General features: G+C 70.2%; 10 protein-coding genes. 5 read left to right on the forward strand and 5 right to left on the reverse strand.

The window, feature by feature from the left end; genetic code table 11:
- Nucleotides 1-52 precede the first annotated feature (52 nt).
- Nucleotides 53-1,330 (forward strand): acyltransferase family protein, encoded by a 1,278-nt coding sequence (locus SB754_RS02825; protein WP_410780836.1) that lies wholly within the window; start codon nucleotides 53-55, stop codon nucleotides 1,328-1,330.
- Here the strand turns inward: SB754_RS02825 and SB754_RS02830 are convergent.
- The 5 genes from SB754_RS02830 to rfbB all read right to left on the reverse strand — a co-directional run bounded on the left by SB754_RS02830 (nucleotide 1,307) and on the right by rfbB (nucleotide 8,221).
- Complete coding sequence (locus SB754_RS02830) at nucleotides 1,307-2,608, reverse strand: acyltransferase family protein (RefSeq protein WP_410780837.1); 1,302 nt, start codon at nucleotides 2,606-2,608, stop codon at nucleotides 1,307-1,309. The genes SB754_RS02825 and SB754_RS02830 overlap by 24 nt on opposite strands.
- 22 nt (nucleotides 2,609-2,630) lie before the next feature.
- Nucleotides 2,631-3,776 (reverse strand): glycosyltransferase family 4 protein, encoded by a 1,146-nt coding sequence (locus SB754_RS02835; protein ID WP_410780838.1) that lies wholly within the window; start codon nucleotides 3,774-3,776, stop codon nucleotides 2,631-2,633.
- A 78-nt stretch (nucleotides 3,777-3,854) separates the two neighbouring features.
- Complete coding sequence (locus SB754_RS02840) at nucleotides 3,855-6,248, reverse strand: cell wall-binding repeat-containing protein (RefSeq protein WP_410780839.1); 2,394 nt, start codon at nucleotides 6,246-6,248, stop codon at nucleotides 3,855-3,857.
- A gap of 135 nt (nucleotides 6,249-6,383) precedes the next feature.
- Nucleotides 6,384-7,232, reverse strand: coding sequence for a dTDP-4-dehydrorhamnose reductase (gene rfbD / locus SB754_RS02845; RefSeq protein WP_410780840.1), 849 nt, complete (start codon nucleotides 7,230-7,232; stop codon nucleotides 6,384-6,386).
- On the reverse strand, nucleotides 7,232-8,221 hold the full coding sequence (gene rfbB, locus SB754_RS02850) for a dTDP-glucose 4,6-dehydratase (RefSeq protein WP_410780841.1): 990 nt from the start codon (nucleotides 8,219-8,221) through the stop codon (nucleotides 7,232-7,234). The genes rfbD and rfbB overlap by 1 nt, the downstream gene beginning before the upstream one ends.
- A gap of 108 nt (nucleotides 8,222-8,329) precedes the next feature.
- On the opposite strand from rfbB, the gene SB754_RS02855 reads away from it, so the two are divergent.
- The 4 genes from SB754_RS02855 to SB754_RS02870 all read left to right on the forward strand — a co-directional run bounded on the left by SB754_RS02855 (nucleotide 8,330) and on the right by SB754_RS02870 (nucleotide 13,906).
- The gene (locus tag SB754_RS02855) at nucleotides 8,330-10,228 is read left to right on the forward strand and encodes a cell wall-binding repeat-containing protein (protein WP_410780842.1); all 1,899 of its coding nucleotides are present in this window, start codon (nucleotides 8,330-8,332) and stop codon (nucleotides 10,226-10,228) included.
- 9 nt (nucleotides 10,229-10,237) lie between these two features.
- Nucleotides 10,238-10,861: a dTDP-4-dehydrorhamnose 3,5-epimerase family protein gene (locus SB754_RS02860; protein ID WP_410780843.1), complete on the forward strand. Its 624-nt coding sequence runs from the start codon at nucleotides 10,238-10,240 to the stop codon at nucleotides 10,859-10,861.
- A 3-nt stretch (nucleotides 10,862-10,864) separates the two neighbouring features.
- Nucleotides 10,865-11,731, forward strand: coding sequence for a glucose-1-phosphate thymidylyltransferase RfbA (gene rfbA / locus SB754_RS02865; RefSeq protein ID WP_410780844.1), 867 nt, complete (start codon nucleotides 10,865-10,867; stop codon nucleotides 11,729-11,731).
- 114 nt (nucleotides 11,732-11,845) lie between these two features.
- A complete protein-coding gene (locus SB754_RS02870; RefSeq protein WP_410780845.1) occupies nucleotides 11,846-13,906 on the forward strand; it encodes a cell wall-binding repeat-containing protein in 2,061 nt (686 codons plus the stop codon).
- Nucleotides 13,907-13,915: the final 9 nt, after the last annotated feature.

Here is a 13,915-nt window from a genome sequence, read left to right on the forward strand (position 1 = left end):
CCTGAACAGGTCACAGGAACTGCCCAGGGCAAGCCCGTAGCGTCGCCGCCCTATGACGGGTACAGGTGGAACGGTGGAAGAGAAGACGAGACAGGCGACGGGTGGCCGGCTGGCCGCGCTCGACGGTCTGCGAGGCCTCGCCGCGGTGGTGGTGCTGCTGCACCACGCCCTGTATACGAACCCGGACTTTCCTGGTGCGCCAGGGGGAGGCAGGGCTCCGGCCGGCTCCCCGATGTGGTGGATCAGCTACACGCCCCTGAAGCTGTTCACGGCCGGCGTCGAGTCGGTGATCGTGTTCTTCGTGCTCTCCGGGCTGGTCGTCACGCTCCCCGTGATCCGGAAGCGCGGCTTCGACTGGGTCTCCTACTTCCCTCGCCGTGCGGTGCGTTTGCTCGTTCCCGTGATGGCCTCCGTTCTTCTCGCCGCGGTCTGGGTCATGGCCATCCCGCAGAAGTCGACGCAGCCCGACGGCACCTGGCTCAGCAACTCGTCCACCCCCGACTTCGGCTGGAAGTACATCGTCCAGGCGTGGGACCTCCTCGGCGGAGACGGCCAGATCAACAACCCCCTGTGGTCGCTGCGCTGGGAGCTGATCTTCTCGCTCGCTCTGCCGATCTTCGCCGTGCTGGCGCTGGCGGTGCGGAAGTGGTGGATCGGCGGCCTCGCGGCGGCCTGTGCGCTCACCTACCTGGGTGCTTACGCCGGCTCGGGCGAGCTGCAGTACCTGCCCGCGTTCTTCGTCGGAGCCGTGATCGCCGTCCGTCTGGACGCGGTCCGCAACGTCGCCGCCCGGATCAACACGCACTGGTACCGGCACCCGCTCTGGGCGGGACTGACGATCGGCAGCCTCCTGCTGCTCATCGCGCCGTGGCTGGTCGGGCCGAGCATCGGGTTGATGCCAGAGCTCGACGCCGTGCTCAAGGGGATGGTGCCCCTGGCGGCCGCCGGCCTCGTCGTGGCGGCACTCGGCTGGAACCCGCTGCGGGCGACGCTGGAGACGCGCCCCGTGCAGTTCTCGGGGACGATCTCCTTCAGCCTCTACCTGGTCCACGTGCCGATCCTGATCTTCAGCACGTACCTGTTCGCTGGCCAGCCCTGGTACGTGGCGCTGATCTTCGGCATCCCGGTCGCCGTGGTGGTGGCCGTCGGATTCACCTGGCTGATCGAGAAGCGCAGCCACGGCTGGGCCAAAGCGGCGGGCGTCTGGGCATCCGCCCGTTACAGCACCTGGTTCGGCCGCGACGACGTCGCGGAGCGCGAGCCGGAGCGCGAACGCACGGGCGAGCTCCACGGCGAGCGTCGGGACTCAGTCGCGGACGCTCGCCGCTAGTTCCTGCTCGGAGCCGGAGCCGGAGCCGGACCTGGAGCCCGCGGCCGCTCCTGCATCGGTCGCTTCCGCTCCTGCATCGGTCGCGCCTGCCCGGCGTGGGCCGACCGGCTCGGTTCGGGAGGCGAACGCGCCCCCGACCGTCCTGCCCACGCTCTTGGAGAGACGGTGGGCCGGCTTCTCGACCACCAGGTAGAAGAGCGACCCAGCGACGAGTGCGGTGGGGACCGCCAGAGCGGCGACCCTGGTCGGTCCCCAGCTGCCGAAGAGGTAGCTGAAGGTGACGATGATCGGGACGTGGACGAGGTACAGGCTGAACGAGATCGTCCCGAGCCATCTGAACGGCTGATGCGACAGCACCCGTGCCAGCAGGCGCCACTCCAGGCAGCACAGCAGCAGGCCGAGAGCGGCCACGGGCTGCAGGGCCTCCAGCAGGACCGCCAGATTGGACGACGTCGTCATCCAGTGCGCGACCAGCAGCACGGCGGACCCGAGTGCGACGACCAGCCAGACCAGCCAGCCCCAGCGACGCGCCGCGAGCGCTGCGCCCACGCGCTGGATGCGCTCCAGCTGCGTCGCGGCGACGACTCCGAGGAAGAAGCCGGGCAGGTAGCGGAAGGCGGGCGCGTTCGCGTAGAACCCGCAGAGCACGATCGCGACCACCAGGGCGATGAGCAACGGCCACCAGCGTCGCAGGAGAACCGCCAGCCCGACGAACACCGGGAGCAGCAGCGAGAACGCCATCTCCCAGTAGATGGACCACAGCGGGTTGTTGATGAACCAGGAGCCCAGGCTGGGGTCGAGCGAATGGACGACATCCCAGACGCCGGGGCGGAGAACCGAGGTCGTGGACACCCAGGAGCTCATCGCATGCTGAGGGAGCTGCGGGACCAGCCAGGCGAGCGCGGTCGCGAACAGCAGCGAACCGATCACAGGAACGCCGATGCGAGCGATGCGCCGTGGGTAGTACGACATCCAGTCGAAGGCCCGCGGACCGAGCACCGGCAGACTCAGCACGAAGCCGGAGAGCACGAAGAAGACGACGACGGCTTCCGGGCCCGCCGTGAAGATCTTCAGCGGCGTGTAGGTGAACCACCAGCCGATGCTGCCCGCGACAGGTCCAGACATGCCGGGCGAGGAAATGTACGCCGACGAGATCGCGGGGGTGAGCAGCGAGGCGTGGTGCGCCAGCACGATGAGCGCGGCGATACCACGGAGGCCGTCCAGCGAGGTGAGCCGGGAGGCCGACCGGGTGACGGAGGTCGGGGTGGCAGGTGACATGAGAGTGGGGGTGGTGCGCGGATCAGAGGTCGGCGTGGAGCTGCCAGAGGCGCTCGGCGGAGTCCCGCCAGCTGAACGCTCTGGCGCGGTCCGAGGCTAGCACGCGCAGCCGGGAGCGCAGTCCGTCGTCGGAGAGCACACGTCCGATCGCCGCGGCGAGGCGTTCCGGGTACCCGGCGTCGGTTTCGCCGGCGGGGCGCTCAACGGCCAGCCCGGCGCCGCCGGCAACCTCGACCAGAGCGGGATCGTCGGAGTGGATGACCGGCAGCCCGAACTTGAACGCCTCCACGACCGGCAGCCCGAAGCCCTCGGCGACACTGGGGAAGACGAAGACGGTCGCGCGGTCGAGCACGACGGCGAAGTCGGCGTCGTCGAGCCGGCCGAGTGCGCGCACCCGGTCCTCGGGAAGGCCCGCCGCCGCGGCCACGCCGGAGGCCGACGTCTCACCCAGGCGGTCCGGGCCGACGATGAGCAGGGGCATCTCCTGCGCATCGGGCAGGGCGACCGCGCGGATCAGGTCCGCCACGCCCTTGCGCGGCTCGATGGTGCCCAGGGTCAACGCGTACCGGTCGGAAAGGCCGAGGCGTTCTGCGCGCTCGTCGGCGTCCGCCGGGAGGCGCAGCGTCGTGGCGGGTGCGCCGCCGATCACCCGGATGCGGTCGCCGAAGTCGAAGCGGTCGCTCAGCCGATCCGCCACGGCGTGCGTGGGAACGACGACGGCGTCGGCGAACTTCCGTGCCCGCCGGGTCATCGCCTTGGTCCAGGCAGCGGCGGCCGAGCCGAGGGAGGACGGGTGCGTCCAGGCCAGGGTGTCGTGGATGGTGACGGCGAGCTGCTCCGCGGAGACGCCGCGATCGTGGCGGCGCAGCGGGGCGAGCAGGGTCGGGGCGTGCAGCATCCCGAGCGGACCGCCGACCGAGAGGCCGGACTGCCACGCGAGCGCCAGTTCGCGTCGTGCGAGCGGAAGTCTCGTGATGCTGCCAGCGCCGGGGAGGCGCTGTCGGAGGTCGGCCAGCGTCTCGTCGCCGACGGCGGAGACGATCGCCTCCACGTCGCAGCCCGGCGGCGCTGTCGCGATGAGCTGCCGGGTGAGCTCCTCGGTGTAGCGGCGGCTCCCTCGCGGATGGTCGCCGACGAGGTCGTCGACCATCACTCTGAGGGTGGTCATCCTGCTCCCGTCTCGCCGGTCCGTTCGGATCCTATGAAACCATGACCCGGCCCGGAAGACGCTGGACGTCGGCCGCGGTCAGCAGGGCGGCAGCGTGTTCAGGCTCGAACCGAGCACCGCCGTCCCGCCCAGGAGGTACACGGTCTGCGTGTTCTGAGCCGCGAGGTCTGCCAGGACGGACCGCGGGACGCAGCTGCCGTTCGTCGTGAAGAGCGGTGCTCCCTTCGCAGCGGCCAGCGCGGACCCGGCCAGCGCGTCCGGGAACCCGAAGCCGCTCGCCAGATACGCCGTGCTGAAGCTCGGGAAGGAGGTGCGCCCGACCGCTTCTGCGGTCTCGAACCGGTCGCCGCCCCACAGCCGCGTCACCGTGGCGCCGTTGGCCGCCAGGCCCGAGGCGACACCGGCGGTGATCACGTTTTCGCCGCCGACCACCTTCACGGACGTCGTGCCCTTCGCCGTGAGGAACGCCTTCGTGCCGGCGTCGAGGGCCGAGGCGCCGCCGTTCACGAGGACGACGGGGGAGTGGAGGGCGCCCGCCGCCGCGCCGGCCGCGAGGGCGTCAGGGAAGTTCGTCCCGGTGGCGACGAAGGCGGTGGGGATCGAGGTCCCGAAGGCCTTCGTGGCCAACTGTTGGGAGGTATCGAAGCGGTCGACGCCGGCGATGCGGGTGACCGGCGGCCCGAGCTGGCGGAGAGCCGACTCGACGGCAGTGGGCACCGCGTTGACGCCGCCCACGATGACGATGCTCTTCGGTTGCAGAGAGACGATCTCGGCCCGGACGGCGTCCGACAGCGTGTACCCGACCAGGAGCAGGGGGCCGCCCTCCTTCGCGGCCGCCGGCCCGGCGCTGAGCGCGTCCGGATAGTTGAGACCGGTCGCGACGTAGACGGTGTTCGCGGTGGCCGGGTAGGCCTGCTTGGCGATCTCGACGCTGGTCGTGAAGCGGTCCGATCCGGCCACCCGCTGCGTCGGGATGCCGACGATGGACAGCGGGCCGGAGACCGCAGGGCCGAGGGAGTACGTGCCGTACGCAGCGCGGACCGTGTAGCTGGTGTCCCCGGTGGGTGCGCCCGTCAGCGAGACGGACCAGGCGCCGTTGACGACGCTCGCCACTCGGGGCGTCGCCTCGTTCGCGAGCTGCAGGCGGACGGTGGTCCCCGGTGTGGCACCGCTGATGGTCCCGGAGACGACTCCGCCCTGGGTGACGCGGTTGGTGGCCGGGAGGGACGTCACGGCGACGGTCGCGGTCACCGAGACGGCGGGCTCCCAGGTGGAGGCGTAGCGCGACATGACGCTCGACCGCCCGGAGCTCGAGACCATCGGGTAGAAGGCGGTGTAGTAGTCCGGGTCGGTGCAGGCGACGTCCGGGCCGGCCGAGACCAGCCCGACCGCGGTCGTGCCGGTCATCGCGGCGCCGCCGCTGTCTCCGTGGTCGGCGCAGGTGCTGGCGATGATGGAGTTCACGGTGTGGGTTCCGTCAGCGGCGAGGACGGAGACGGTCTGGTCGGTGGCCAGGACCGTTCCGCACGTCCAGCCGGTCGTCGAACCGCTCTTGCAGAGCGGGGCGCCGACGACGGCGGCTGCGATCCCGGTGACCGCGTTGGGGGCGGTGCCGAGCGGCGCCCCGGTTCCGCCCGCGCCCCAGGTGAGCGCGGAGGCCTGGGGCGCGTGTCCGGCCGTGAGCGCGATGAGCGACGAGTCGGAGTCGCTGCCGAACTGGGTGCCTCCGGCGACCCAGCCGCCGAGCGCGCCGCCCGGGGTGCCGCCCGACCCGGTGTAGTTGCTGGGGCCGGTCATCGACAGCTCGTACGTCGTCGAACCGGGCAGCACGCAGTGCCCGGCCGAGAGCAGCTGAGGAGCGTGATTCGCGAGGCCGTAGCCCGGGAACGCCGCAGAGCACCGGGCCGCGTCGGTCGCGTTCTGGATGAGATAGGGCTGGCCGCCGTACACCTCGCCGGCGAGGGGATGCAGAGCGAGGCTGGGCAGGGTGTGCTCGGGAGCCTCGCCGACGACCGCGGCCGCTCCGGCGTCGCGGGCCAGGGCGACCGTCGTCGGATCGGACGAGTAGACCGTGATCGCCGTCCCGTCGAGGTGGGCATCGGCCTCCGCGCCGGTCCGCGTGCGCAAAGCGGCGACGAGCGCGTCGGCATCCTGTGCGGCGGCCGCTTGCGCCAGGTACTGCTCGGGCGAGACGTGCAGGTCGCGCTGCACCGCCTGGGCGACTCCCGGATCGAGTTTCGACGCCGCCGAGCGGAAGGACTCCGCCGAACGCCGCTCGAGGCGCGGCAGCGCCGGCTCCGTGGCGTCGGCTCCCGAGCCGGTGCCCGAATCAGTCCCCGGACCGGAGGTGGCCTGCGGCGCCGACGCCGACACCGCAGTAGCGGCCGGGGTGGTCGCCGCGAAGGCGGGGACCGGAGCCAGGACGGCCAGTCCGGTCGCCGCGGCGACAGCGATAGTGAGTGCTCGGTTCACGGAGATTCCCTCGTCAGCTGGCGAGGTCGGACCGGTGTCCTTCGATCCCCCGCATGGTCGGTGCTGCGAGTCAACCTAATGCTCGCGCCGAAGCCGCCACAAATCCCCCATGCGAGGTATGGCCGCAATGCGGACTTAAGCGAACAAGCCCTCGCGGGTGGCCTCCGCCAAGGCGTCGCGCCAGGGGCGCATCGGAGCGAGCCCCGCCCGCGACCAGGCGGCGTGCCCGAGCACCGAGTAGGAGGGGCGAGGGGCCGGGCGCACGAAGGTGGAGCTGTCCGTGGGCTTCACTCGCTCCGGGTCGAGCCCGGCCTCCGCGAACACGGCGCGTGCGAACTCGAACCAGCTCGCCTGTCCGGAATTCGTCCCGTGGTAGACCCCGGCGGGGGCGTCGGCATCGAGCAGGGCGACGATCTGGGTGGCGAGGTCGCCGGTCCAGGTCGGCTGCCCGAGCTGGTCGTCGACGACGCTCACCGTCTCGTGGCTCGCCGCGAGCTTCACCATGGTCTTCGCGAAGTTGGCGCCGCCGGCGCCGTAGAGCCATGCGGTGCGCACGACGAAGGTGCCGTCCGGGTGGGCGGCGATCGCGAGCTCCTCACCGGCGGCCTTGGTGCGGCCGTAGGCGTTGATCGGGTCGCGCGGGGTGTCCTCGGCGTAGGGCGAGGTCGCGTGACCGTCGAAGACGTAGTCGGTCGAGACCGTCACGAAGCGTGCGCCGTGCTGGGCAGCCGCCACAGCGAGGTTCCCGGTGCCGAGCGCGTTGATGGCGAAGGCGTCGTCCTCGTGCGTCTCGGCGTCGTCGACCTTCGTGTACGCCGACGCGTTGATCACGACATCGTGTCCGGAGACGGCCGCGATCACCGCGTCGCGGTCCGTCACGTCCAGCTCAGCACGGGACAGAGCGGTCACCTCACGCCCGGAGAGGGCCTTCCGGAGGTCCTGTCCGAGCTGTCCGGCCGCACCGGCGATCAGGTAGCGCGCCATCAGTTGTCGAGCGCCGCGCGGGCCTTGAGCGGCTCCCACCAGGCGCGGTTGTCGCGGTACCACTGCACCACGTCGGCCAGGCCCTGCTGGAACGGAACGAGCGGCTCGTAGCCCAGCTCGGAGCGGATCTTGGAGATGTCGACCGAGTACCGGAGGTCGTGGCCGAGGCGGTCGGCGACCCGGTCGACGTACGACCAGTCCTTGCCGGTCGCATCGAGGAGGAGCTGGGTGAGCTCTGTGTTGGTGAGCTCGGTGCCGCCGCCGATGTTGTAGATCTCGCCGGCGCGGCCGTTCACCAGCACCATCGCGATGCCGCGGGTGTGATCGTCGACGTGCAGCCAGTCGCGGATGTTGTTGCCCACGCCGTACAGCGGGACGTGCTTGTCGTCGATCAGGTTGGTGACGAAGAGCGGGATGACCTTCTCGGGGAAGTGGTACGGCCCGTAGTTGTTCGAGCAGCGCGTGATCGAGAGGTTCAGACCGTGGGTGCGGAAGTAGCTGCGGGCGAGGAGGTCGCTGCCGGCCTTCGACGCGGAGTACGGCGAGTTCGGCTCGAGCGGACGGTCCTCCGCCCACGAGCCCTCGGCGATCGAGCCGTAGACCTCGTCCGTGGAGACGTGGACGAAGCGCTTCAGGTTGCTGCGGAGCGCCGCATCCAGAAGCTGCTGCGTGCCGAGGACGTTCGTCTCGACGAAGATCGACGCGTCGCGGACCGAGCGGTCGACGTGCGACTCCGCCGCGAAGTGCACCACGGCGTCCACGGTCGGGAAGAGCTCGTCGAGCAGGCCGCCGTCGCGGATGTCGCCCTTCACGAAGGTGTAGCGCGGCGAGTCCGCCACCGGCGCCAGGTTGGCGAGGTTGCCGGAGTAGGTCAGCGCGTCGAGCACGACGACCTCTGCGCCCTCGAGGCCGGGATAGGCGTCCTGCAGCGTGCGCCGGACGAAGTTGGAGCCGATGAAACCGGCGCCGCCGGTGACGAGAATCTTCATGGGGGTAGGGGACCTGCCTCACGAGTCGTGGATTACCGGGGAGATTCTACCGGGTCGGGCCGGGAAGCCCTTGCGCTCGGGTGAGCACGGACCGCTAGGCTGCCGATCATGGTCTCGGGGGGAATGCGGGCACGGACCCGCGCACTGGTCACAACTCTGCTCACGATGTCGGTCATGGCGCTGGCGCTCACGGCGGCGACGCCGGCCACGGCCGACGACGGCTCGAAGGCCGACGCCTACTACGCCGCGGTTGCGAAGGCGTCCGCGGGCCGGACGCCGACGGAGCAGCAGGAGAACGCCAACGTCGCCTCGGCGCTGGGCGCTCCGGCCGCGGGCGGCTCCGTGCACGCGCTTGCCGCGGCGGACGCCGATCCTGCGAGGTTCGTGGCCGGGAATCTGGCCAGTGACGCCGTCTTCTTCAACGGGGGGGCATGGAACGAGGGTCAGATCTCGTCGTTCCTGAACTCCAAGGTCACGACGTGCACGGGCACGACGCCCACCTGCCTGAAGTCGTACACGACGGCGACCGTGACGAAACCGGCCGATGCGATGTGCAACGGGTACACGGCGGCCGCTTCGCAGTCGTCCGCACACATCATCGCGACCGTGGCGACGTCCTGCGGGATCAACCCGGTCGTCCTGATCGTCCTGCTGCAGAAGGAGCAGGGGCTGGTGACCTCGACCGCGCCGTCACAGGACGCCTACGACTTCGCCACCGGCTGGAACTGTCCGGACACCGCCGAGGGGTGCAGCACCAACACGGCCGACACCACGGGATTCTTCAACCAGGTCTACGGTGCTGCCTGGCAGTTCAAGCGGTACGGCTACGGGAGTGACTTCGGCTGGTTCCCGGTCGGAAAGGTCAGCCCGGTCCGCTACAACCTCGATGCGGGCTGCGGCAGCAAGCAGGTCGCGATTCAGAACAAGGCCACCGCGGCGCTCTACTACTACACGCCCTATACCCCGGACCAGGCGTCGCTCGACAGCTACCCGGGCGAGGGCGGCGCGTGTTCGGCGTACGGCATCCGCAACTTCTGGATGCTCTTCAACGCCTGGTACGGCTCCTCGACCGCCGGATCGGTGCCCTCGTCCCAGCGCGTCGCAGGCGGCGACCGCTTCTACACGGCGGCGGCGATCTCGCAGGCGGCCTACCCCAGCCCGGCCGCAGGGACGGTCACCGCGTTCGTCGCGAACGGGCTCGACTTCCCCGACGCGCTCGCCGCAGCGCCCGCGGCGGCGAAGGCCGGCGGTCCGCTCCTGCTCACGATGCCCGGCGCCGTCCCGGCGGCGACGATGAACGAGCTGGCACGGCTCAAACCGCAGAAGATCTACGTCGTCGGCGGTCCCGCCGTGATCGCCCAGGCCGTCCTCGACCAGCTGGCGACCGTCCAGCCGAACCAGTCCGTCGAGCGCATCTACGGCGGCTCCCGCTTCGACACGTCGATCCAGATCTCCGAGAAGATCTTCGGCACCAGCGCCGGCGCTCACACTGCGTACCTCGCCTCGGGCCTCGGCTTCCCGGACGCCCTGTCGGCGGGCGGGGCGGCCGGAGCGCACGGCCAGCCCGTCCTCCTCGTCAACGGCGGCCTCGCCACGGCCGACTCCGGCACCGTGAACGCGCTCGTCGCGCTCGGCGTCACCACCGTGAAGATCGTAGGAGGGACGTCCATCATCTCCCCGGACTTCGAGTCGAGCCTGCGCAGCCTCGGTTTCACCGTCGCGCGGGTGTGGGGCAGCGACCGTTTCGCGACGAGCATGGTCGTCAACCAGGACGCGTTCGGCACGGCGGCGATCCCGGCGGCGTTCTTCGCGTCGGGGACCACCTTCCCGGACGCACTCGCCGGAGCGGCATGGGCGGGCAAGACGCAGAGCCCGCTCCTCGTCACCCAGGCGGGCTGCATGTACGCCGGAAGCGCCGAGATCGCGATGCGCTCGCAGGTGCTGACCACCCTCGGCGGTGGGAATGCGCTGGGTGATCAGGTGGGGGGCCTGGCGGTCTGCCAGTAGACTCTCGGGGTGCAGATCCGTGAACTGAGCATCCCAGACTCGTACGAGATCACTCCGAAGCAGCACGCCGACGATCGTGGCGTGTTCCTGGAGTGGTACCGGTTCGACCGGCTGGAGGAGGCCGTAGGCCACCGCCTCGACCTCCGGCAGGCCAACACGTCGGTGTCCCGGCGCGGCTCGGTGCGCGGCATCCACTTCGCCGACATCCCGCCGGGACAGGCGAAGTACGTGACGGCAACGCACGGTGCGGTCCTCGACTACGTGATCGACATCCGCGTCGGCTCGCCGACGTTCGGGCAGTGGGACTCCGTGCTCCTCGACGACACCGACCGCCGCGCGATCTACATCGCGGAGGGGCTCGGCCACTGCTTCGTCGCCCTCACCGACGACGCGACGGTGAGCTACCTGGTGACGGACGTGTACAACCCGGGCCGCGAGCATGGGATCAACCCGCTCGACCCGGACATCGCCCTCCGCTTCCCGGACCAGGCGGGCGAACCGCTGCTCTCGCCGAAGGACACGGAGGCGCCCTCCCTCGCGGAGGCCGCCGCCTCGGGCCTCCTCCCCACCTGGGACGAGGCGCGGGCGTTCTACGCGTCGCTCGACGCGTCCACTCACGACGGAGGCAACTGACCGATGCGCGGCATCATCCTGGCCGGAGGCTCCGGCACGCGACTCTGGCCGATCACCAAGGGCATCTCGAAGCAGCTGATGCCGATCTACGACAAGCCGATGGTCTACTATCCGCTGTCCACGCTGATGATGGCCGGCATCGACGAGATCCTCATCATCACGACCCCGGAGTACAACGAGCAGTTCCGGGCGCTCCTCGGCGACGGTTCGCAGCTCGGCATCCGCCTGGAGTACGCGGTCCAGGAGTCGCCGGACGGTCTGGCCCAGGCGTTCATCATCGGCGAGGAGTTCATCGGCGACGAGTCGGTGGCGCTCGTGCTGGGGGACAACATCTTCCACGGGACCGGGCTCGGTTCGTCGCTGCGCAACCACAGCTCCATCGACGGCGCGCTGATCTTCGCGTACCAGGTGAGCAACCCGACCGCGTACGGCGTCGTCGAGTTCGACGACGACTTCAAGGCCATCTCGATCGAGGAGAAGCCGGAGAAGCCGAAGTCGAAGTACGCCGTGCCCGGCCTCTACTTCTACGACAACTCCGTCGTCGAGATCGCCAAGACGATCGAGCCGAGCGCCCGCGGCGAGCTGGAGATCTCCACCGTCAACGAGCGCTACCTGGAGGCCGGACGGCTGCAGGTGCAGGTGCTCGACCGTGGCACCGCCTGGCTCGACACGGGGACGTTCGAGTCGATGATGCAGGCCTCCGAGTACGTGCGGGTCATCGAGGACCGGCAGGGCTTCAAGGTGGGCTGCATCGAGGAGATCGCCTGGCGCGCCGGCTGGATCGACGACGGCCAGCTGGAGGGCCTCGCCGCTCCTCTGGTGAAGAGCGGGTACGGCTCGTACCTGCGCGCGCTGCTCGACCAGGAGTGACCGTCGCTCGCCTTCAGGCGAGTAAAGCTCACAATATCGCCGCTATGTGAAAGAATTCGCAGGAATACTGCGTCGCGACGCCGTTTTGTTGCAGGCGGCAACTAGGCTCGCGGTGTGACGCCCCCTCGCCACCCGTTCCGCCTGCTCACCGCCGCGCTCTCCGTGCTCGCCGTCGTGATGGTGGGCGCGCTCGCGGTGCCCGCTCCGACGGCCGAGGCGGCGAACGCCTCGGACTTCCGGGCGGGCTACATCATCAGCGACTCGAACTTCTACAACGGGGCCGCGGCGGATGCCGGGGCGATCCAGGGCTTCCTGAACAGCAAGGTCCCGGCCTGCCGGGCCGGTTACACCTGTCTGAAGGACTACCGCGAGTCCACCTACTCGCGCACCGCCGACCCGATGTGCGCGGCGTACACGGGTGCGGCGAACGAGACGGCCGCCGCCATCATCGCCAAGGTCGGGACCGCCTGCGGGATCAGCCAGAAAGTGCTCCTCGTGCTCCTCGAGAAGGAGCAGAGTCTCGTCACGGACACCTGGCCGACGAGCGGCCAATACCAGAAGGCCACCGGGTTCGCGTGCCCGGACACCGGTCCGTGCGACCCGAACACCCTCGGCTTCTACAACCAGGTGTACAAGGCGGCGTGGCAGTTCAAGCGCTACGGCAACCCGCCCGGCACCTCCAACGCCTTCACGTGGATCCCGGTCGGTCAGGTGAGCGCCATCCGCTACAGCCCCACAGCCGCTTGCGGATCCGCGAACGTCCTGGTCCGGAACGCCGCCACAGCAGCGCTCTACTACTACACGCCGTACCAGCCCAATCCTCCAGCGCTCGCGAACCTGTACGGCACGGGCGATGGATGCTCGGCCTACGGCAACCGCAACTTCTGGCGGCTCTACACGGACTGGTTCGGTTCGACGACGTCGGGCGTGCCGCCGATCGGCAACTTCGAGTCGGCGAATCTCCAGCCGACGGCCTTCACGATCGGCGGCTGGGCTCTCGATCAGACGCTCAGCTCGATCTCGGTCAACGTCCAGATCACCTGGAAGACGCCGACCGGCACCACCACCACGACGGTCGCTGCCAACGGAAGCCGTCCGGACGTCGCCGCCGCGTATCCGAACGCGGGCGCGGCGCACGGGTTCACCGCGAGCGTGCCGCGCAGCGGCGACGGCCAGTACACCGCCTGTGTGACTGCGCTGCCCGCGTCCGGCAACCCCTCGGGGCCGACGGACCTCGGTTGCCGCGCCCAGTTCTACTCGAGCGCGCTCGGCGGCGCACCGGCGGGCTACCGTGTGCAGGGCTCCGACCGGTACGCGACCTCCGTCGCGGTGTCGCAGTCCGCCTATCCCACTCCCGGCGTCCCCGTGGTCTACCTCGCGTCCGGCCAGGGCTACGCGGACGCGATCGCGGCCAGTGCCGCAGCCGCCGCCCAGAAGGGACCGCTTCTGCTCACCACCGGCGGTGACGTGCCGGCGAGCGTGATGGCCGAGGTGAAGCGCCTGGCTCCGCCGAAGATCGTCGTGGTGGGCGGTCAGAACGTGATCGCCGATGCGGTGCTGGCGAAGCTGGCGACCATCCAGCCGAACGTGCAGCGGATCGCCGGCTTCGACCGCTTCGAGACATCACGGCAGCTGGCGAAGTACGCCTTCCCCGGTGCGACGGGCGCCTACTTCGCGGGCGGACTGAACTTCCCCGACGCGCTCTCCGCTGCGTCCGCGGCCAGCGCCGCCGGTCAGCCGGTGCTGCTGGTGAGCGGCTTCGGCGCGGCGGACGCCGCCACGGCGGGCTTCGTGTCGACCGCAAAGCTGAAGTCGGCCACCGTGGTCGGCGGCCCCGTGATCGTGTCGCCCTCGTTCGACTCGTCGCTGCAGGCGGCGGGACTCGCGGTCACACGCGTGGGCGGAGCGGACCGGTACGACACCAGCCATCTGGTCAACGCGCAGCGCTTCTCCTCGGCGGGAACGGTGTTCGTGGCCTCCGGCATCGACTTCCCGGATGCGTTGTCGGCAGCCGCAATGGCCGGGGCGGCCAAGGCGCCGCTGTACCTGTCGCCCGGCTGGTGCCTCCCGCGATCGGTGGGCAACGACATCGTGGCCATGAAGGCCTCCACGGTGTACTTCATCGGAGGTCCCGCGGCCCTGAGCGGTGCGGTCAGCGGCTACATCGCCTGCTGAGCGGGAACC

Origin of the sequence: Leifsonia sp. SIMBA_070 (genome assembly GCF_046534635.1) — a bacterium.
Taxonomy (GTDB): Bacteria; Actinomycetota; Actinomycetes; order Actinomycetales; family Microbacteriaceae; genus Leifsonia.